Origin of the sequence: Paraburkholderia phymatum STM815, assembly GCF_000020045.1 — a bacterium.
In the GTDB taxonomy this organism is placed as follows: Bacteria; Pseudomonadota; Gammaproteobacteria; order Burkholderiales; family Burkholderiaceae; genus Paraburkholderia; species Paraburkholderia phymatum.
This window is the reverse complement of record NC_010625.1, coordinates 1,366,466-1,385,827: the sequence shown is the minus strand read 5'-3', so window position 1 is coordinate 1,385,827 and position 19,362 is coordinate 1,366,466. Positions and strand designations below refer to the sequence as shown.

Sequence of the window (19,362 nt, the reverse complement as noted above, 5' to 3'; positions counted from 1 at the left end):
CGTACGCGTCGTAAACGCAGAGACCTTTTCTCGGTTGAACTTCTGTGCGGCCGGATTTCTTACATCGCGCTTTCATGACTTCTTTTTTTCGTTTGGTTATTGGCATTGTGTTAGCTACATTGCTAACCGCATGCACCAGCACGGATCCGGCGGCCAACAACTACGTTAATCGCCCTCTGACATGGTCTGCTACAGAGCGGACGTTCAGCGCCCTGACTCGAGCGTCGGCGAGCGCAGATATGAATTACGCCATTAGACTGTCGGAGTCCGATATGGAATATCGTCCATTCCTCGGCGTGGCGATATCAGGCGGAGGAAGTCGAGCGGCAAATTTTGGGATGTATGTGCTGAGGGAGTTGGATCGGCTTGGGATACTCGACCGTGTCGACGCCATCTCCTCAGTATCCGGTGGATCGATCGCAGCGGCTCATTTTGGAGTCTATTACCCGTATCTTAGAAGTGAATATTGGGCTTTCGCCGAGAAGGACCTACGACAGGATTTTCGGGACGACTGGCTCAAGCGTCACATGGATCCTGCTAACTGGCGAACCTTGTACGGAGATAGATTCAATGCCAGCACCATCCTCGCGGAGACCTATGACAGGTTGCTGTTTCACGGGGCTGTGTTCAGGAATATGAGCATCCCCGGGCCGGGTAGCCCGCACATCCTGATAAATTCGACGATCGTCGGAGGGCCTGAACTGCTCAGCAATTGTGTCGCGCAGGGGAAGAACGCTTTTAGCGAACGTCTAAGCACGTTTGTCTTTTCGGACGATGCGTTCAAGTTTTGTCTTGGCTCCGACTTGGGGTCCTTCTCAATTGCCCAGGCCGTTGCCGCCTCATCCGCATATCCACTTGTATTCTCGCCCGTTGCGTTGACAAGCTATCCCCGCATCATGATGGGAGACAAAGGCGATGAGCATCTTCAGTATTTGCATGTCATGGACGGAGGGGTTTCCGACAATCTCGGGATAGACGCGCTTGTGGCAGCGGCGAATGGTCGTTGGCATCGTGGACTAGCGGAGGAGAGTCTCAGTGCAGGATCGGTGGTTTCGTCCGATAAGGTTCCATGTTTTCTTATAGTTGTGGATGCGTTTATCGACGACGGCGAGAAGCTCGAGGAAGAATATCCCGATCTTAGGCGTTCTCTGCTGGACAGGGTCATTGACCCATCATGGCATTATGCCTTCGATGCGCTGCTACAACGCCGGCGTTCGGATTCTTTGTTGAGTCTTGGAATCGATCTGGAAGACCGGACACCGGGCGGAGACTACGTGAGGGCAGTTCCAAGTCATGTAATTCCGCTAAGGGGAGAGCGGGGAATGGTTCAAAAGCGGTACGGAAATCTAGTGTTTCTTGAGTCGAATACCGGTGACCTGGTATGCGGCGTTTGGCATATCTCATTGCGAGACGTATTTGAGCTGGGAGCTGGCACGCCTGGTTTTCTGTCAAATCAGGAAAACATGATGAAACGTGGGACAATCTACGCGATGGTTACCAACACCAAAACGGATCTTAAGCTAACCGGAGCAGTTGCTTGTAAGCCCGAGGTTTATCAACACGCGCTTGCTGACGCAGCGAAGATTCTCGTGCGCGAGGATTCCGTAGGCCTCTCCGTATTGCATCAATGGTTGACGGATCATTCGATCCTGTCAGGCGACCATTGGACGCCTGATCCGCTCGGGCGGAACGGGGATCGAGTCAATGTTACCTCGGTAAGGATTGGGCAGTCTGGTAAGCCGTCCGGCTTGGTACAATGCAAGAATTAGCCGCAATCGTAAATCGACGCGGGATAGGTCAACCGGTTGCATGTAAACGTGAGTTCGAGTACTCCCGCGACAAGCGTACGAACTCCAGTGTGTTGTTCACGCAGTACAATACGATTGACGCGCGTCTCGTTGCATCCGTTGGTGACTCCATATTTGAACGGCCTCGTCCACAGGCCGCCATGGATGCAGCACTTGGACCCGTTGTCGGATAGCTGCGGCTTGACGCCCTCGCGGTACGATTGATAGCAACAGCGCGGACCAATAGCACGCAACACCAGACATGCCGGCGACGAATGTGGCGTCACCAAGTGTTCCCTTGGCGCGGAGAGGTGGCGAGCTTCGACGGCGCGTATGAAATCCGACAAGCACGATATGTGAGCTGGTCTAGTGGAGCCGCGGCACGGAATCTCGCCTGCTGTGTCTTGGTTGACGCACCAGGTCGTCAAGTAGTCTGCGGGGCGTGACGCTTCATCACTGCGTCGCGATATGCCTTTGCGACTATTGTGCTGGTACGCTCCACAACTCCTCCTCGCTTCGCCTCCTCCAGACAGTACAGCACGTCGAGTGCCTTCTCGCCGCAGCGATCGCCGTCCGGTCGCGCGAACTCGAGGTCCTCGGTCAATCCTTTCCTCTCGAGTTCGGCGGTAATCCACGTAAATGCCGCAGAGGGCGTTGTCGGACGCTCAGCGACCGGCAACGCCGACAGCATTTCCGCGTTGGCTTCATCGAACGCGTTAATTCGCACGACCTTATCCAGCTCATGGAAAAGTCTGTCCGCGCCTCCGTCCATCATCGCTGGCCTAGCTTGCCAGTTAGGCATGTGTCTCGACATCGCGTCCTCCACCAGGGAAACGCTGAAGTCTCGCCAAAACGTCGGATGAGGTTGATAGGCGTATTCGAGAGCCAGCGTGAGGTGCATCGGCGTGAGATGCGTTTCATCGAAGTGGCAGTCGTGCAGATACGAGAGCAGCGTGTCGACCGTATTGGCGTGGGTATCGACCGTGGTCGGGAGTTTGATATCTTGCTTGTTCATATGTCGGGCTATCTTGGTTAAGTTGGCACGCTCGCCGAGCAGTGCTCTGGCAAATGTCAGGTTGCAACCTGAGCATCCATTGACAGTTGCAGATGCCTGCTCGTGGTATAGCCGGATGGGGCTAGATGGGCGGCGGAAAATGAGCGCTTATTCGCAGTGGGATTTTGAAGCTGCGAAAACGCGCGGCCGGGCAGGGAGATTTCAGTCAGTTGTCTGAATGTGCTTCGTTACACCGGGGCGCGCCCGACGAATCGACCGAAATCGCTATGTGGGAGCGTGCCTCGGTTAGGCGACGCTGCAGCTGGATTTGGCGCCGGTATCTGCCACGGAGAGGAGCGATGCATGGCATAAGCTCATACGCACACAGTACTAGATGCAAATATCCCTGCTAGCCCCTTCAACTCCAAGGGTTCATGTCTTCGATACAGACCGGTTTGTCGGGCGCAGGCAGGCTGCCTGCCAGTTCGAGGATGGACTTGGTTTTGATGCGAACGAGCACACTGCCGTCCGGCATGAGATGCCAGTGCAGTTTTGTTCCCGGTTTAACGCCCACCGCCGACCTGACCGCGGCCGGGAGGGTTGTGCGGCCGTAAGCATCAATTGTCGACGTATTCACGAGAATCCTCCTGTCGTTGATGGAACGAGGGCCGACAACGGCTAGCTTACATCGGGGAGGACTGCCTGTCGTCGCCGCGCCACGTTTCCTGGTTCAGCAGATTGGTATGCGAGAATACGGCGCGCCCGGGACCATCCCGGTGCCTGAGAACGCTCAGCGGAGGAGGGACCTTGGCGGCAAAGCATGTGATTTCGGGGCTGGTCGTTGTGGGGCTCGCATCGGCTGCACTGGCTGGCGGGCACTATGTAGAGGTGTGGAATCCGCCTGAAGCGCGCGGTGGCGTGATTGCCGAACATACGACGAGGCCTGAAGCCGTTGCGCGTAATCCGAAAAAGCGGAGGCACTCTGGCATCAACACAGCTTCTGCTCAAAGACGGCACACGGCTCCTTTGGCGGTGCCCCCATCAGAGCGGCGTGCATCGGCCGCGGCAGCGCCCACATTTGACGATATCCCCCGGCAGATCACACCGGAGGGCAATGTGCTGCGCGTGAGAGCGAGCCAGCCTCCGGCAGAGATCGAGCGCTAATGCGGACAGAGTGTCACCGTGGGCTTGTCCCCGTGAAATGGCTGCCATTTTCGGCCACGGCACTTTGCTTTGATTGCCATTGAAGATTCCATTTGCCCTTGACGAGAAAGATCGCATCGTCGATATCCACGACGTGCCGCATGTCGAGGGCAACTTTCGCTGCGCCGAGTGCCGACAACTCGTGACCCGAAAGCAGGGCGACGTGCGGGTCTGGCACTTCGCGCACAAGGCCGAGACTGCCTGCACGGGGGCCTTCGAGACGGCGCTGCATCTTCTTGCCAAACAGATTCTCGTTGAAAGCGATACCCTGCACGTGCCCGCGCTGGTGTGCCGGCTTTATGAGCGCCCAGGCCCCGCAGACATTGCTCTTTGCGTCGAACAGACCCTCTACTGGGACGCGGCGGGTGAAGCGGAAGTATGGGTCGACGGCATTCGGCCTGATTTTCGGGGCGTTTGCCAGAGCAAAGCCATCTTTGTCGAAGTGACGGTCACACACGAGCCTGACGCTCCAAAACTGGAGGCGCTTAAGCGACTTCAGACGCCGACCCTTGAAATCGACCTGTCGGCTGTCCCTCGCGACGTCAAGGAGCCGGAGGTCCGGCAACTTGTGCTTGACGCGACAGAGGGCAAGCGCTGGCTGTTCTATCCTGGAGAAGCGGAGGCACGGGCCCAGTTGAATGCCTTGCGAGACCAGCGCGATGCAGCGTTCGGCGCCGCGCTCGAACAAGAGCGCCAGGAAGAACGTCGGCGCGACGCTGCACTCGCTGCCGCGCGCGCCGACGCACGTGCCGAACGCCTCAAGAAGATTGAAATGGCCAACGCCCGGTTTCGGGACGCGACCACGGCGCAGAAGCTGGCATTCCTCGAAGCAAAACTGCGCAAGCCTGTCAGTTCGTGGCCGGCCAGTCTTGGTCACGAGGTGTGGGGCGGCTCTGCCTTCAGGGTGCCCACACGAATCTGGCAAGCCGATGCGTTCCGCAAGTACATCCATGAGCAGGGAGCGCGACCCCCGTATCCGAGGGTGTCCGTCGAGACGGTTGCCGAATGGCTGGTTCAGCGTTACGCCATTGCCTCAACCGAATCGACATCCGTTCGCGTCGCCGTCTGGGATTTTCTTTCCGTTCTCGAGCGAGCGGGGTATCTCCGCCGGCGTGTGCGGCAGGAGTTCGAAATCCTTCGGGACGAACTTGGGACCGAGACGGAAGTGCCAGGCCCGGAGGCCAAAGCCACCGCCTTAAAAACCGCGACACGCGGACTTTTCTGGGCGCATGACGTCGCAGATGAGTCGCAGTTCTGGTCTGCGGTGCGGAAGACAGGGGTCCATGTTGCACCCAGCGACGCACGGATGCTCCTGAGCGTGTGGCGAGACGCACGGCTCCGACGGGCGAATGCGGCAGCCTACGCCCGAAACGTCGCGGCGACATTGCGTATCACTGTCGAGAAGGCTGTTGAGCTTCTAACCGCGGCCGGCGTGTTCGTGCGGGATGTCGCTTAGTGCCTCCCGAGATTTCCTAGTGATTCCCGCTACCCGCAGTGCCTTTTGATATTGCCGCTGACTGTCATTGAACACCCTGTTGAACGGGCGATGCTGCGCATCGTCATCTGCGCTCGTTGTAACGCGAACGCCACGATTCCAAAGCTTCGTTGACGGTGTCCATTGATTTGAGCATCTGGAATTCGGGCGAATTGAATAGGCCTTCGAGCGATTTGATGCAGTCGTGGATAGCTGGTGTCATCGTGATGCTCTTGTCAAGAAAAGGCGATGCCGGATTTTCGAGACTGGCTCCTGCGGCGGCGAGAACGTGCTGAAGCCGCGAATCGTCGGTGACGAGTGCTTCGGGCGCTGAAAACAATCGTAAGAGTTCCACGAGCGGGTCGTATGCCCAGTGCGCCGACGCAGCGCTAAACAAGCGGAAACATAAGCAGCGGCATGCCCGGATGTCCACGACGAACAGCAGTTGGGCATCTGCAACGCCAACGATTCTACCGGGCCATCTGGTAACGAACCAGGCACGGCTGCGATCATTCAGCGGCATCGAATCCCACGACCGAGGACTACGTTCCATGAGGTGCTCCATAGGCTTGTGGCATTGCTTAATCCGATACAACAGCTACGTGCCATTAGCGGTGCTCTTCTCCGTAAAATCTCGACGACCTCCCGGGAGCGAGAAGGGTTCTGTACTCGGAATAATATTCGGCATCGGATCTTCTGCAATTTGCGAACTGCGTTGCTGACATCTACGTCGAATATCGACGCCACAGCTTCGATCCAATCTTGCTGACCTGGTTCGGGCTGCTGTCTGTGCGCGCTCCTTTCTCATCCACGAGCTCAACGGGCCAGCAAAGAACGACGCCGAGATTTTTCCCCGGTGGCCAGACATCATGTGTTCGTTGTCAGATGACCCGTATAGCGCTAAATAGGGGATTTGGCCTACTCGCAACACATCGTCATCCTCAATATGGTCACGTAGCTGTCTTGGGTCTACGATCGTCACACGGGAGAAGGAATTTCACTGCGAGGAATCTCCCCGAGTGGACGTCGCCGAGGGGGCAGACTCACGATCACGGTGCCAACAGCTTGTCGGGCATCTCGGGAGACTTGCGGTCGCTGAGGACATCATGGAATCAACCGATGACGATGGCTATGAATGTTATACGTGCGACCGGATGTTCAGCGGGAGGGTGTTCCAGGTATGTCGCGAATGGGATCGCGTGCATTTCGAATGTGATCCGCCGGAAGTCGAAATCTCCGTCGCCACCGCGCTCGAATGCTACTGTTCACAAGCTTGTATGGATGAGCGTTGCGCTGTGGTGATGGCGAATGAAGGCGTGCCTATTCGACGTCCTGGTATTGGTCCTATTGAACCCTGCGCCAAATGTGGTGGGCCGGTTGATATGGCCGAGTATCACAAGACCTATCTTGCAACTTGTACGGACATGGTGAACGGAATCGGGCATACGGTTGACGTTGACTATCTGGCGGTCCTTTGCGCAAAGTGTGCACCGCATCGAACGACCGCTGGTCGAGCCGGGAGCGAAGCAAACCTTACCGCAGATTCTCCTGCTGTAGATGCTACGAACAAGGTAGATGCTTAAACAAGAACTCAATCCCGGCACATGTTCTTGCCAACGTGACGACGGAGGCGCGTCGCTCAATGTCAAGATAATCGACGAGCGCGAATCGCACCTCGGTAAGACCACGGAACGCACAGTTGAGTGGCATAGGTCAAACATGGGTGCCTTCGCTTGCCAGGACGAGGTCGTCGAAGCAATACACGCGCTTGTTCTGCACTAGCTCGGTCACATCGAGAACACATTCGGCGTTACGGGGAACGACTTCAAGCACAACAACCGCGGAATTTCCGAACTCCGTGCAGGGGAGGGTAGGCTGCGGACGCTCTTCTGTCAGTAGGACCTCGGCCATCGTCCGAGAAGCTGAATTCAGATCGTCCGGCGCCGCCTCGTGTAGGCAGCCCGGATGATCTGAGTGTTATTTCGATTAGCTCAAACGAGCGCGATTCTACCGTCCTCATTCGCAAGTATGAGGTCCTCGAAGCAGTACACGCAGTCGTTCTCCACGAGTTCCGTGACGTCCAGGACGCACTCAGCGTTCGGTGGGATGACCTCTAGCATTGCGACGGCAAGGTGCTCGAGCAGGGAACACGGGAAACCCCACAGATCGTGCCAAGGTCTCAGGTCACAATTGCACGGATGCTGGTCGGTCAGGATGATGTCGGCCAGCGCCTTCGTATCGAAGGTAGGACCTTTCGGCATAGGAGGACTAGTAAATCCCTTTGCGCGTGTTGCTCCGCTCTCAACGACTTCCTTGAGGGCCAGTAACCAATCGTCGAGAGTTGTTTCTCTAAGTGCGTCTGCTCGTTCTGGGACATGCTTCCGCACGGCGTCCGCTTCTTCCCCGTAATAGTCCGACGCACTCGCGTAGAACGTGGGTGCCTTGTCCGCGATCATCGCGCTCCTATAGCGCTCAAATTCGCTTCGAAGCGATGTCATATCCTGGCCATACTTCACTTCGTCGAGGTATGTGATCGAGCTCACTGGGTCGAGGCAGGGGATGAGACTAAGGCGTCGTCGGAGCTCCTCGGCGGTTACGACATACAGGTAGTCCGTCTCCGGCTCATCCCATTCCGCACGATTCTCCGGCAGATCGTGGATGAGAGCATTGCGTTCTCCCTTGGTTCGGTGTCGAATCACTCGATCCTTTCTAGTGAAGAGCCAACGGAAATAGCTTTCTTGTTCCCAGCAAACAGGATAGCCATTGAACATGTAGTAGGCGCGAAAAGTCATTTTTGGGTTCGTATAGGTTATGGGGACCCGGGCAGGCGGGGGGAGAACCTGCGCCGTCGAGTCGACGACCTTTTTACTTGATGAATTTCAGGTCTGTTGTGTAAAGGGATCGGTCAAATGTCGTACCTGTCGTCGCCGGTCGTTTCATCTACCTTTTTGAGATCGTCGAAGCAGTAGACAAGCTCATGGTTGACCAGGTCCGTGACGTCGAGAATGCATTCGGCCGTGTCCGGCACAACTTCGAGCATCGCGATTGCCATACAGTCCAGGCTGGCGCAGGGAAATGCGTTCAGCAGATGCTCCGTCTTGATAGGGTAGATCGTCGATTCACTGTACGCCAGGGTATCGATCAGAACGTCGACTTCGGCAGGCCGACCCCGATCATCGACACGGTCAGGCGGGTTGGAAATGCGCGCCTTGCGATTGGTGATGTTTTCCTTCAAAGCGAACAGCCAATCGTTAAGCGACGCGCGCCTGCAGGCCTCAGCGCGTTGGGTGGAGGTGTACCGTCCTATGCAGCAACGAGTGCGGAAGTAGGACTCTGCACCCTCTGCGGAAATCTTCTGCAAGGTCCTCAGGTACTCCAGCTCCAACGCCGGGCGGTTATAGCCGGCTTCTGTAAGGCGCTTGCGCATGACAGCAGCGGAGGTGACGTACACGTATTCGCGGCGGTCCATCGGGCGGATGGCTCGGTCTTCGCGTTTGAATCGCCATCTGCGGTAACCAAGCCGCGTGGTTTTTAGGCCATAGCCGTTAATCGTGATGAATGCGCTGGGCATGCCCATAATAGACCTGTGTCAGGTAATTCGGATGGAATCCGAGATTGAGGTTCGATGAAACGGTATAGGTCCGCTCATCCGTTGAATAAACCTTACCACGGGTATTCGGAAAATTGTGAGATCGCGGGAATTATTTTACGATTTACCGATGTTGTTATTAAAATCTCTTAATAAATAAGCGCTGTTTTTTGGCATGTATTGTTTTGACGCCGGGGGAGCTATTCAGGCTAGCGGGGAAGACCCGCTGACTTGGTAGCGGAGAACAGCCTGTTCCGGTATGTCCGCGCCGGTCGGCGCAGCATCGGAGGAAGGGCCTATGGAGGGGTGGAATCAGCCGTGGCGGGCCAGCTGGACCTCTTGGTAGGCGTCGGAGCTTGCGGCTCCAGCGACGTTCCCCGTCCTGGCTAGCTGCATCGGAAGGAGCGCGTTGGGTCCGCGAGACGGTCCAAGAAAATAAGGGTCATAACGCGTACAAGGGCAAATTTTAGAGTGATTGAAAATCGCTGATAAAAATAAGGCGGTTCTTAGAAACTTGCGTTTCGATCGGAAAAATCTTTGTTTTATCGCTTGTCCTGTCGAAAATCCGAGTGATATAAATATCCCCAGACGTCCGTCGTCCGATATTGAAAGCATGCGTGAGAGTCTGCGCTATCTGGCAACGATGACGACAAATACATCTTTAGGGTATTTTTAAAATCTATCTTATTTTCTGGGGTGTTTCATGAGCGGTCCCGTTTATTTCATTGCTTGCAAGAACATGAAGAAAGTTGACCGGGAGGCTGTCCTGAGCGATCCGGATTTCGACGAGACAGTGCACGTAGTCACGGAGTCGAATCCGGACTGCCCGACCATCACGGAAGGCATGGACGAGGGCGCCATGTATCGATTCGACGAGTCCAATTGGTACCGCGTTGCTGACAGATGGTGGGCGTACGTGAACTGGGTGGTCAAGCTTATGAAACTGGTCGGCCTTGATAACCCTCCTGAGCAAGACAGCACAGTCGCGTTCCGCGACATCTTCAGGTACGGCCGGAACGATTTCGGAACGTTTGGTCCTGTTGCGTCGAAGAAGCTCGCTGAAGACTTCGCTCTTTGGGACGAACGCGCGCGGGCCCTTGGTGATGAGGACTTTTACTTCTATTACGGGATGGTCCGCGACATGTTCGAGATGGCTTCTGAAGGCGGCGCATGCTGGCTTCAGTCGTGGTGAATTCCTGTGCAGGCGTGGAGTTTTTTATCGCGCCACCTTTTTCACCTAACGCTATACCTCATGCCCGATTCGATGAATCGAGGCGAGGAGTCTGTGTGACGCATGTCGCAGCAGACGAAATCGACGATGCGAGCAGACAACCACTGCTTGCAGAGTATCTGACTATTCAAAGGTATGTTATGAGCGTTGTATATTGGGCTGGCCGAGGCCTGACGAAATTGCCGGGACTGGGGGACGCCGACGGCTACCCTGCCGAGAACATTTTGTTCGTGGGAAGAGAGCCGATGCTTCGGGACCTTTGGGACGACGAGAACTACTATTCCGCGTACCACTGCGCGGAGGTGAGGTATTTCTCCTTACGTGACTTGTGGACATGCAACAACTGGATTATTGGGCTTGCGTACATGGTCGGCTGTACTGAGGCGCTTCTCGATGCAGGTGCCGCTGTTCCTTTCCGAGATTTGTTCATCTGGGCGGACGGAGGCTGGGTAGCAGGTCCCAAAACTTCCGCAAGGGTGGCTGCCGAATTCGCCGAATGGGATGAGCGTGCGAAGAAGGTTGCGTACGAGGACTTCTACGCAATCTATGTCCGTATGCGGGAGATGTTCGAGTGGTGTGCGTTGGACGGAGCGGTGTGCTGTCGCTCAGTCGGTTAATCTGCAGGCAATGGTGCCAAAGAGGATGACGGACTACTCAAGCGAGCGCATCAAGGGATGCGCTCGCTTGAGTAGTCGACGGTCTTGGTACACATTTTTTTGTGCAAGTACAAACTTTTTTGTGCAGGTACAGCCTTTTTTGTGCAAGTACGGACTTTTTTGGGCGCGGTTAGCGTGCTGATTGACGCCCTTGTACAGCCACACCACCCACCTTCGTGATATATTACATATCAAAATCTCACCAATAACCGAAGAACTGTGCCCAAAGCGCCCGAGGCGCGATCGGCCTCCATAGGCGATATCGATCACCTCCAGCGCCGCCCGCTCAACGGCAGGAAGATTCGTTCATGCGCGACACCGCGCTCAAACCGGCTTTCACCATGTTCGATCCATCACTGCTCGGCCGCCTGACTTTCACACCCACCGACGCGGTCAAAGGACCGTTGCCGTCCGGCCGCAACCGGCTCGGCATCGCGGCCGACCGCGACGCGATCCTGTACGTGCCGGCCGGACTCGAACCGAACGCGCGCGTGCCGCTCTTCGTGATGTTTCATGGCGCAGGCGGCTTTCCGGAAAAAGTGCTGCCCTTTATCGAGGAGCACGCGGATCGCGACAAATTTCTCGTCCTCGCGCCACATTCGCTGTATCCGACGTGGGACATCGTAATCGGTGGCAGCGGGCCGGATCTGGAGCGGCTCGACCGCGCGCTCGTCGAAGTGACGTCGCGCTATGCGATCGATCCCGATCGTCTCGCCTTCGCAGGTTTCTCGGACGGCGCGAGCTACGCGCTGTCGATGGGCATCACCAACGGCGATATCGCGAGCCACGTGATCGCGTTCTCTGGCGGATTCATGTCCGTGTTCACACAGGAAGGCGCGCCCAAAGTCTTTATTGCGCACGGGATACGCGACGAACAACTGTCCATCGAAACCAGCGGCCGCGCGAACGCGGCCAAGCTGAAAGCGGCGGGCTACGACGTGCAATACGTGGAATTCAACGGACTGCATGCAATCCAGCCTGCCGTCGTCGGCATGGCTGTTCGGTTCTTCCTCGGCTAGCGGGCGGCCCGTCGCCGGCCGCGATGCAGCGCCATCATCAAATACGAGTGCGTCTATGGACTTCGAAATACCGGAATCACTGGTGCATCCGTTGCTTGCGATGATCGAGGCGGGCTCGCCGCTCGCGCGACAACTCAATCAGCACGGTGCATGTCACGGCAGCATGGTGGTGTCGAGCAGGCTGTTCGATGCCCGCTCGCTGAATACGCTCTATTCGCTGAGCAAGGCGAACAACGAACGTGCGCTGATGTTCCAGATGCTCGCGCTCGACAACATCTACAATGCGCCGCAAGCGCGCGCAATTCCGAGCCTCGAGCAACTTGTGGCGGGGCTGATCGCGTACCTGACGCGCGACGCGATCGACGGCTGGCTGTACAGCCGTGCGAAGGACGGTACGCTGCTGCCGTGGCTCGTGCGTCGCATGCGGCTCGTGGAGCCCGATCAGGGCACACCGTACGTCGTCGTGGATATGCTGGCGAACACGATGCAATCCGCGAACTCCGAGCGCACCGAACATCATTTGCGGCTCTCGGGCATGACGACTTCGCTGGTCATCAACCGGCACGACATCGTCGACCGCACGATTCCCGAGTTGCTCGCCGAGTTCGGTTTCTATAAGGAATGCGCCGAATTCAAGCGCGAATACGAGGGGCATGCGCAGCGCTTCCTGCAATTTCAACCGCGTTTCGGTGCGCAGTTCGTGGTATCGAAAGCCGCTTACACAGTCGATGCAAAAACGGGCGCCGAGCTGATCCGCATTCCCGACGGCGTGAGTGCGAAGTGCGTGAACGACGAAGAGACGCTGGAGCGGCGCTTCCAGTCGACGGCCGACGCCGCATTCTGGCGCGCCGCGAGTGTCGAAAATGGCTTCGACAAGGTGCCGCTGCATTGCTACGTGTGCCTGTTCCATCTCGAATGGCACAGCCCGATCTGGGCGCACGTGCAGCACATGAGCGAATATTGCTATCAGCCGGCGTTGCGCGACAAGCTGGTGTTGCCGACGCATCATCGCGATCTGATCGACATTCTGACGTCGAAGACGAATGTGTTCGTGCAGGACTTCGTGCCGGGCAAATCGGGCGGCACGACGATTCTTTGCCAGGGCGCGCCGGGGCTGGGCAAGACCTTGACGGCCGAAGTCTATTCGGAAGTGGTCGGCAAGCCGCTGTATCGGGTGCATTCGGGTCAGCTCGGCACCACGGCAGCGTCGGTCGGTGCGTCGCTGTCGGGCATCCTGCAGCGCGCGACGCGCTGGGACGCGATTCTGCTGCTCGATGAAGCCGACGTCTATATCCGCCGACGCGACAACGACCTCGAGCACAATGCAATCGTCGCGGAGTTTCTGCGCACGCTCGAATACTTCAACGGCCTGCTGTTCATGACGACCAATCGCATCGACGATGTCGACGATGCGATTCTGTCGCGCTGCATCGCGAAGATACACTATGAAACGCCGCCGAAGGCCGACGCAATGCGCTTGTGGAAGCTCCTTGCCGAGCAGTTGGGCGCCGATCTCGACGATGACCTGATCGAAGCGCTGACGAATGCATGGCCAAGAGCTAGCGGGCGAGACATCAAGGAACTGCTGAAGCTGACCACGCGCTACTGCCGCGCCAAGCAGATCGCGCTTTCGGAGGAAGCGTTCAGAACCTGCGCGCTGTTTCGCGGACACGCGTGATGGTGCGAACGCGTGCCCTACGTGCAATGCACGTAATCGATTAGCTGGCGCGGACTTTTACGTAACGGCCCGGGGCGGGTTCGATGGGCTTGTGCTTCGCATTGCCCAGCGTCGTGCGAGCCTTCACGTCGTCGCCCGCATGCTGCTTTATCCAGCGTATCCAGTGATTCCACCAGCTGCCCGTTTGCCGCGTAGCGCCTTCGAGCCATTGCTCTGCATCGCCGCCGGGCACGCCGCCCGTCCAATAGCTGCGTTTGTTCTTCGAAGCAGGATTGATGACGCCGGCGATGTGGCCGCTCGCGCCGAGCACGAACTCCGTTTGACCGCCGAGCAGTTGGGTCGACTGATAAGCGGATCGCCACGGAACGATGTGATCTTCCTCTGTCGCGAGCAGATAGGCAGGGATATCGATGCGCCCAAGATCCACAGGCGTGCCGCACATGGTCAGGCGGTTCGGCACGCGCAGGTTGTTCTCCAGATACATGTTGCGCAGGTACCAGGCGTACATCGGGCCGGGCAGATTGGTCGTGTCCGCGTTCCAGTACAGCAGGTCGAACGCGGCGGGTGTCTTGCCCTTCAGATAGTTGTTGACGACGTACGGCCAGATCAGGTCGTTGGCACGCAGCGTCTGGAAGACGAAGCCGAGTTCACGTCCCGGATAGAGACCGCCGCGTCCGATCGTGTGTTCGCGCATCGACACACCCGCTTCGTCGATGAACACGCCAAGATCGCCGGGTTCGCTGAAGTCGAGCAGTGCGGTCAGCAGCGTCGCGCTTGCGACCGTGTTATCACCATTCGCGCGCATGACGGCGAGCGCCGACGACAGCAGCGTGCCGCCGACACACCAGCCCAGCGCATTGACCTTGTCCACGCGGGTAATCGAACGCGAGACTTCGATCGCCTTCATCACGCCGCTTTCCACATAGTCATCCCATAGCGTATGGGACATGCTTTCGTCCGGATTGCGCCACGACACGAGGAACACCGTCAGCCCCTGTTCGCATGCGAAACGCACGAACGAGTTGTCCGGTTGCAGATCCAGAATGTAGAACTTGTTGATGCACGGCGGAACGATCAGGAGCGGCCGTTGTGCGACGGTCGCCGTAAGCGGCGTGTACTGGATCAGTTGAAACAGCTCGTTCTCGAACACGACTGAACCTTCGGACGCGGCCACGCTGCGGCCTACTTCGAACGCGCCGCGATCGGTGATCGAAATGCAGCCGTCCTTCATGTCTTCGAGCAAACGGGTCGCGCCCGATACGAGACTTGTGCCGCTCGACTCGATCGCGTGACGGATGACATCAGGATTGGTCGCGGCGCAATTGGTCGGACTCGCGAGGTCGATGAACTGGCGCGTGTAAAAGCGCAGCTTGTGCTTTTCCTTGTCGACCAGCGTGCTAGCCTCGACCATGTCTTCGAGCATGCGCGCGTTGATCAGGTAGTTCTGCTTGACCAGGCTGTACCAACCGTTGCTGGACCAGTCGTCAGCGTTGAAGCGGCGGTCGCCTTGCGGCGCCTCGATCACCGGCTGCGAAGCGGACTTCATGCCCGTCATGCCCGTGAATACGCTTGTGTATAGCGCGGCTTGTTGACGCCAGTAATCGGCGCTCGCCTGTGTGAGCGTTTTTCGCGTGCTGTGCGTGTCATTCGACAGTGGAAGCGAACGCCAGAAGTTGAACCCTGCTTTGATCCAACCCGACGCAAACTCATCCGGCATGCTAAACGGCATTTTCATATCCAGTCCTGATTCACGCGTTGACGGCTGAGCGATCGGCGCTTGCCTTGACCTGTGTATCGCGCGAGGTCGGCATGACAATCGCGTCGCCATCGATCACCACCTTGCCGTCGACCGTGCACACCGTCGACAACACCACGCGGCGTTTGTCCGCGATCAGTTCCTTGATCGTGACTTCGGCCTGTACGGTGTCGCCGGGACGAACGGGCGCCTTGAAGCGCAGGTTTTGGCCGAGATACACAGTGCCGGGTCCGGGCAGGCGTCCGGCGATCGTCGCGGAGATGATGCTCGCGGTCAGCATGCCGTGTGCAATGCGGCCCTTGAACGGCGTCGTGCGCGCGAACTGTTCGTTGATGTGGACTGCGTTGATGTCGCCCGATGCCCCCGCGAACAACAGGATGTCCGCTTCCGTGATGGTTTTGGCGAACGTGGCGCTCATGCCAGGTTGCAGGTCTTCGAAGTCGAAGCCGTTCAGCTCGTTCATGGTATTCCTTGCTATCGTACGGTTACTGGAGAGCAAGGTAGCATGGCGAAATTGGCCCGCTCCCCCCACGGACGGGGGGTATGCCTATGCGGGCTTGCGCACCGCGATCACGCGGTTCTGCGCGACGGCGTAGATCGCCGCGTCGTCGTTGGACCGGTTGACGACGAAGCCGCCCGTGAACGCACCGAACGCGGGCAGCACGCCACAGCGCGCGGCAAAACGGAAGCAGGGCACGCGCACTGAATCGGCGCGACTCGCGATCACATAGACAGGGTGCTGATGACCCGCGAGCACATACGCGCCGTCGACGGCTTGCGGATAGTGGCACAACGCCCACGGCCCGAATACCCACGGCTCGAACACCGTCTCGATGTCCAGCGACGGCGGCAGCAACCCGGCGTTGCGATCGTGATTGCCTTCGACCACCATCACGCGAACGGACCCAAGTCGCGCACGCCACGCGATGAGCGCCTGCATCGTCTCGCTGCCGAGCGATTCGCGGCCGTGCAACAGATCGCCGAGAAAGACGATCGAGTCGGGCCGATACGCGGCGATCAGCGCATCGAGCCGCGCGAGATCGCCCGCGGTCGCACCGGCAGGCACGGGCACACCGTGCGCGCGGAACACGGCGTCCTTGCCGAAATGCGCGTCGGCGATCAGCAAACATTTCAGTTGCGGATCGAACGCGGCTCGTTGTGCCGACAATTGCAACGGATGACCACCCGCTTCGACAGTGAGGGTTTCGAATAGCATCAGCATGCTGCCTTGTCGAGTTCAGCGAGCATTCGTTCGATGCGGTCCGCGAGCTTCTCCGTGCTCACTTTCTCGCGGATGCGGGCGACGATCAGCGGGAACGCGAATGGCGTCGGTTTTTTCGGATGCGTCAGCGCGAGGCGGCTTGTGTTCATTGCGTCGAGTGCACGCTTCATGCGATCGAGTTCCAGTTCCTGCAACATTACTTCCGCATCGGCTTGCGCGAGCAGCAGGTTGTCGCTGTCATGCTTGCGAAACACTTCATAGAAGAGTCCGCTCGATGCCTGCAACTGCCGCGCGCTTTTCTGCTGACCAGGATGCGCCTGATAGACGAGCCCGGCGACACGCGCAATTTCGCGGAAGCGCCGCATCGCAAGTTCCGATGCGTTGAGGCTGTCCATGATGTCGCCGGCGAGGCGCGCCGAAGAGAAGAGACCTTCCGCGATCAGCGCCGCCCAGTCGAAGGGCTGCGACGACAGTAGCTCGAAGCCGTAGTCGTTGGCGGAGATCGAAAACGTGCCGGGGCGCTCGCGTGCCGCGCGCCAGCCGAGCAGCGATGCGAGGCCGATGTGCGCAACGCGTCCCGCGAACGGATAGCAGAAGAAGTGATGGCCTTCGCGCGAGCGCAGCATTTCGGCAACCAGCACACCTGCTTCCGGCAGTGCCGACCAGCTTGCCTGCAATTCGAGCAAAGGCCGCACAGCGATCATTTCCGGCTCGGAGTAGATTCCGCGCACGGCCTCGGCCAGCATCGCAAGCGTCGCGTCCGCCAGTTCCGACGACAACGGCATCTTGCTGCCCGCCCACTGCGGCATCGCGCCCCGCACGGAACTCGCGCGACGCACATAGGCGGTCATGTCGCGCACGCGCACCAGTTCGAGCGCACGGCCGCCGAACGTGAATACGTCGCCGGGTTTTAGCCGCGAAATGAACGACTCTTCCATCGAACCGATCCGGCCGCCCGCGAGCCACGCCACGTGCAGTGTTGCGTTGGCCACGATGGTGCCGACATTGTTGCGATGGCGGCGGATCAGATCGTCACGCGGCACGCGATACACGCCGTCCTCGTCTTGCACGACGCGATGAAAGTCCGGATACGCACCCAGCGACGGACCGCCGCGCTCGACGAACGCGAGCGCCCAGTCGAATTCATGTCGTGTCAGGTCGCGGTACGCGAAGGTCGTGCGGACTTCGTCGAACAGTTCGGTCGCGTCGAAGCCGCCGCCGATCGCGACCGTGACGAGATGCTGGACCAGCACGTCGAACGGCTTGCGCGGCGTCTCGCGGCCTTCGATACGCCGTGCTTCCACCGCGCGGCGCGCGGCGGCGGCTTCGACGAGTTCGAGCGCATGCGTCGGCACGATCGTGATGCGGGATGCGCGGCCCGGCGCATGCCCGGAGCGACCCGCGCGCTGCATCAGACGCGCGACGCCTTTCGGCGAACCGATCTGGAACACACGCTCGACGGGCAGAAAGTCGACGCCGAGATCCAGGCTCGATGTGCAGACGACGGCCTTCAGTTTGCCGTTCTTGAGACCGTCCTCGACCCACTCGCGCACTTCCTGCGCGAGCGAGCCGTGGTGAAGTGCAATGAGTCCCGCCCAATCGGGGCGCAACGCGAGCAGCGCCTGATACCAGATCTCGGCTTGCGAGCGCGTGTTCGTGAACACGAGCGACGTGAGCGCTTCGTCGATCCCGGCGGCCACGGCGTCGACCTGACGCGTGCCCAGGTGGCCGCCCCATGGAAACCGTTCGATGGTCGCGGGAATGAGCGTGTCGATCAGCAGCGTCTTCGGCTGCATGCCGCTCACGGAGAGGCGCGGCGTGCGCACGGGCGCGAGCAGCACGTCGGCGGCGAAGTCGAGGTTGCCGAGTGTCGCCGACAGTCCCCATACCTGCAGATCCGCACGCCAGCGTGCGAGGTGCGCGATCGCCAGCTGAGCTTGCGTGCCGCGCTTGTTGCCGAGCAGTTCATGCCATTCGTCGACGACGACGAGGCGAACGTGCTTGAGCGCGTCGCGCGCATCGCTGCGCGTGAGCATCAGCGAGAGGCTTTCGGGCGTCGTGACGAGTGCGCTCGGCATGCGGCGGCTCTGGCGCGCGCGCTCGGTGGAGTTTGTGTCGCCCGTGCGCAGGCCGATCGTCCACGGCACTGCGAGTTCGCGCGCCGAGCTTTGCAACGCGCGAGCCGTGTCGGCGGCGAGCGCGCGCATCGGTGTGATCCAGAGGACGGTCAGCGGATCGGCGAGCGCGCCGGGCGCATGATCGCCGTATGCCGACATTGCGCCGAACCACACGGCCCACGTCTTGCCCGCACCCGTGGTCGCATGCAGCAGGCCGCTCAACCCCTCCGCGAGTGCGCGCCACACGTCGCGCTGGAATTCGAACGGCTGCCATTGGCGTGCATCGAACCACTGCTGTACGCGCGCGGCAAACGGAATGCCCGCTTTGTCGGGCTCGGGCGCATAGGCGGCCGATGTGAACGCTTCCGGCGTTTGCGGGGCGCGCGCTTTCGGTATCGGCCGGGGGCGTGGCACGCGGCGGCGCGGTGCCCCGCTGAGCGTGTCGTCGACGGCCGATGCATCTGGCGGATCGGCGTCGCAATCCTTACCGATGGCAGTTCCGGCTCGCCTGTTGTTGCGCTCGGGATCGATCGGATCGGTCATGGGATCTTCCACGTGGACGGGCGTTGCCTGCTTCCAGACGATCGGCACTGGCCAGCATCGTGCATGCCCGCGTCGGCAAGCGGCGTAAATCAA

Annotated in this window: 16 protein-coding genes; 7 read left to right on the top strand and 9 right to left on the bottom strand. The window is 59.1% G+C overall.

The annotated features are described in order from the left end of the window. Positions 1 to 239: 239 nt before the first annotated feature. Entirely contained in the window at positions 240 to 1,769 is a 1,530-nt protein-coding gene (locus tag BPHY_RS33685; RefSeq protein ID WP_157686886.1) for a patatin-like phospholipase family protein, read from the top strand. Positions 1,770 to 2,211: 442 nt separating this feature from the next. Here the strand turns inward: BPHY_RS33685 and BPHY_RS43515 are convergent, their stop codons facing one another. Together BPHY_RS43515 and BPHY_RS33675 are read right to left on the bottom strand one after the other, a co-directional pair. After that, positions 2,212 to 2,802: a hypothetical protein gene (locus tag BPHY_RS43515; protein WP_012405947.1), complete on the bottom strand. Its 591-nt coding sequence runs from the start codon at positions 2,800 to 2,802 to the stop codon at positions 2,212 to 2,214. 397 nt (positions 2,803 to 3,199) lie between these two features. After that, positions 3,200 to 3,418 (bottom strand): AbrB/MazE/SpoVT family DNA-binding domain-containing protein, encoded by a 219-nt coding sequence (locus tag BPHY_RS33675; protein WP_012405946.1) that lies wholly within the window; start codon positions 3,416 to 3,418, stop codon positions 3,200 to 3,202. Between the two features lie 606 nt (positions 3,419 to 4,024). On the opposite strand from BPHY_RS33675, the gene BPHY_RS38930 reads away from it, so the two are divergent. Beyond that, positions 4,025 to 5,440, top strand: coding sequence for a competence protein CoiA family protein (locus tag BPHY_RS38930; protein ID WP_052306213.1), 1,416 nt, complete (start codon positions 4,025 to 4,027; stop codon positions 5,438 to 5,440). Positions 5,441 to 5,543: 103 nt separating this feature from the next. On the opposite strand, the gene BPHY_RS33665 is transcribed toward BPHY_RS38930, so the two are convergent. Next, on the bottom strand, positions 5,544 to 6,011 hold the full coding sequence (locus tag BPHY_RS33665) for a hypothetical protein (RefSeq protein ID WP_041766291.1): 468 nt from the start codon (positions 6,009 to 6,011) through the stop codon (positions 5,544 to 5,546). 553 nt (positions 6,012 to 6,564) lie between these two features. On the opposite strand from BPHY_RS33665, the gene BPHY_RS40340 reads away from it, so the two are divergent. Beyond that, positions 6,565 to 7,041: a hypothetical protein gene (locus BPHY_RS40340; protein ID WP_157686885.1), complete on the top strand. Its 477-nt coding sequence runs from the start codon at positions 6,565 to 6,567 to the stop codon at positions 7,039 to 7,041. 408 nt (positions 7,042 to 7,449) lie between these two features. On the opposite strand, the gene BPHY_RS42770 is transcribed toward BPHY_RS40340, so the two are convergent. Then, a complete protein-coding gene (locus BPHY_RS42770) occupies positions 7,450 to 8,250 on the bottom strand; it encodes a HEPN/Toprim-associated domain-containing protein (protein WP_012405940.1) in 801 nt (266 codons plus the stop codon). Positions 8,251 to 8,363: 113 nt separating this feature from the next. Then, positions 8,364 to 9,029 carry a HEPN/Toprim-associated domain-containing protein gene (locus tag BPHY_RS33650; RefSeq protein WP_244257731.1) on the bottom strand — a complete coding sequence of 222 codons (666 nt, stop codon included), beginning with the start codon at positions 9,027 to 9,029 and terminating at the stop codon, positions 8,364 to 8,366. Between the two features lie 721 nt (positions 9,030 to 9,750). On the opposite strand from BPHY_RS33650, the gene BPHY_RS33645 reads away from it, so the two are divergent. The 4 genes from BPHY_RS33645 to BPHY_RS33630 all read left to right on the top strand — a co-directional run bounded on the left by BPHY_RS33645 (position 9,751) and on the right by BPHY_RS33630 (position 13,631). Beyond that, on the top strand, positions 9,751 to 10,239 hold the full coding sequence (locus tag BPHY_RS33645; RefSeq protein ID WP_012405938.1) for a hypothetical protein: 489 nt from the start codon (positions 9,751 to 9,753) through the stop codon (positions 10,237 to 10,239). Positions 10,240 to 10,334: 95 nt separating this feature from the next. Beyond that, positions 10,335 to 10,895, top strand: coding sequence for a hypothetical protein (locus BPHY_RS38925; RefSeq protein ID WP_012405937.1), 561 nt, complete (start codon positions 10,335 to 10,337; stop codon positions 10,893 to 10,895). Positions 10,896 to 11,275: 380 nt separating this feature from the next. Next, positions 11,276 to 11,953 carry an alpha/beta hydrolase gene (locus tag BPHY_RS33635; protein ID WP_012405936.1) on the top strand — a complete coding sequence of 226 codons (678 nt, stop codon included), beginning with the start codon at positions 11,276 to 11,278 and terminating at the stop codon, positions 11,951 to 11,953. A gap of 55 nt (positions 11,954 to 12,008) precedes the next feature. Further along, positions 12,009 to 13,631, top strand: coding sequence for an AAA family ATPase (locus tag BPHY_RS33630; protein WP_012405935.1), 1,623 nt, complete (start codon positions 12,009 to 12,011; stop codon positions 13,629 to 13,631). A 40-nt stretch (positions 13,632 to 13,671) separates the two neighbouring features. Here BPHY_RS33630 and BPHY_RS33625 read toward each other — a convergent pair whose 3' ends face one another. From BPHY_RS33625 to BPHY_RS33610, 4 genes are all read right to left on the bottom strand, one after another. After that, complete coding sequence (locus BPHY_RS33625) at positions 13,672 to 15,366, bottom strand: PHA/PHB synthase family protein (RefSeq protein WP_012405934.1); 1,695 nt, start codon at positions 15,364 to 15,366, stop codon at positions 13,672 to 13,674. Positions 15,367 to 15,379: 13 nt separating this feature from the next. Then, the gene (locus BPHY_RS33620; RefSeq protein ID WP_012405933.1) at positions 15,380 to 15,850 is read right to left on the bottom strand and encodes a MaoC family dehydratase; all 471 of its coding nucleotides are present in this window, start codon (positions 15,848 to 15,850) and stop codon (positions 15,380 to 15,382) included. An 84-nt stretch (positions 15,851 to 15,934) separates the two neighbouring features. Then, the gene (gene pdeM, locus BPHY_RS33615; RefSeq protein ID WP_012405932.1) at positions 15,935 to 16,603 is read right to left on the bottom strand and encodes a ligase-associated DNA damage response endonuclease PdeM; all 669 of its coding nucleotides are present in this window, start codon (positions 16,601 to 16,603) and stop codon (positions 15,935 to 15,937) included. Continuing rightward, positions 16,603 to 19,269, bottom strand: a complete 2,667-nt coding sequence (locus BPHY_RS33610; RefSeq protein ID WP_012405931.1) for a ligase-associated DNA damage response DEXH box helicase — start codon at positions 19,267 to 19,269, stop codon at positions 16,603 to 16,605. Before BPHY_RS33610 ends, pdeM begins: the two co-directional genes overlap by 1 nt. Between the last annotated feature and the right edge of the window lie 93 nt (positions 19,270 to 19,362).

Excerpts from the sequence above, each read along its gene's own strand:
- BPHY_RS42770 (WP_012405940.1), bottom strand. The coding sequence starts at position 8,250 with ATGACTTTTCGCGCCTACTACATGTTCAATGGCTATCCTGTTTGCTGG.
- BPHY_RS33630 (WP_012405935.1), top strand. The coding sequence starts at position 12,009 with ATGGACTTCGAAATACCGGAATCACTGGTGCATCCGTTGCTTGCGATG.
- BPHY_RS33625 (WP_012405934.1), bottom strand. The coding sequence starts at position 15,366 with ATGAAAATGCCGTTTAGCATGCCGGATGAGTTTGCGTCGGGTTGGATC.
- BPHY_RS43515 (WP_012405947.1), bottom strand. The coding sequence starts at position 2,802 with ATGAACAAGCAAGATATCAAACTCCCGACCACGGTCGATACCCACGCC.
- BPHY_RS33620 (WP_012405933.1), bottom strand. The coding sequence starts at position 15,850 with ATGAACGAGCTGAACGGCTTCGACTTCGAAGACCTGCAACCTGGCATG.
- BPHY_RS33645 (WP_012405938.1), top strand. The coding sequence starts at position 9,751 with ATGAGCGGTCCCGTTTATTTCATTGCTTGCAAGAACATGAAGAAAGTT.
- BPHY_RS33610 (WP_012405931.1), bottom strand. The coding sequence starts at position 19,269 with ATGACCGATCCGATCGATCCCGAGCGCAACAACAGGCGAGCCGGAACT.
- BPHY_RS33650 (WP_244257731.1), bottom strand. The coding sequence starts at position 9,029 with ATGCCCAGCGCATTCATCACGATTAACGGCTATGGCCTAAAAACCACG.
- BPHY_RS40340 (WP_157686885.1), top strand. The coding sequence starts at position 6,565 with ATGGAATCAACCGATGACGATGGCTATGAATGTTATACGTGCGACCGG.
- pdeM (WP_012405932.1), bottom strand. The coding sequence starts at position 16,603 with ATGCTATTCGAAACCCTCACTGTCGAAGCGGGTGGTCATCCGTTGCAA.
- BPHY_RS33665 (WP_041766291.1), bottom strand. The coding sequence starts at position 6,011 with ATGGAACGTAGTCCTCGGTCGTGGGATTCGATGCCGCTGAATGATCGC.
- BPHY_RS33685 (WP_157686886.1), top strand. The coding sequence starts at position 240 with ATGAATTACGCCATTAGACTGTCGGAGTCCGATATGGAATATCGTCCA.
- BPHY_RS33635 (WP_012405936.1), top strand. The coding sequence starts at position 11,276 with ATGTTCGATCCATCACTGCTCGGCCGCCTGACTTTCACACCCACCGAC.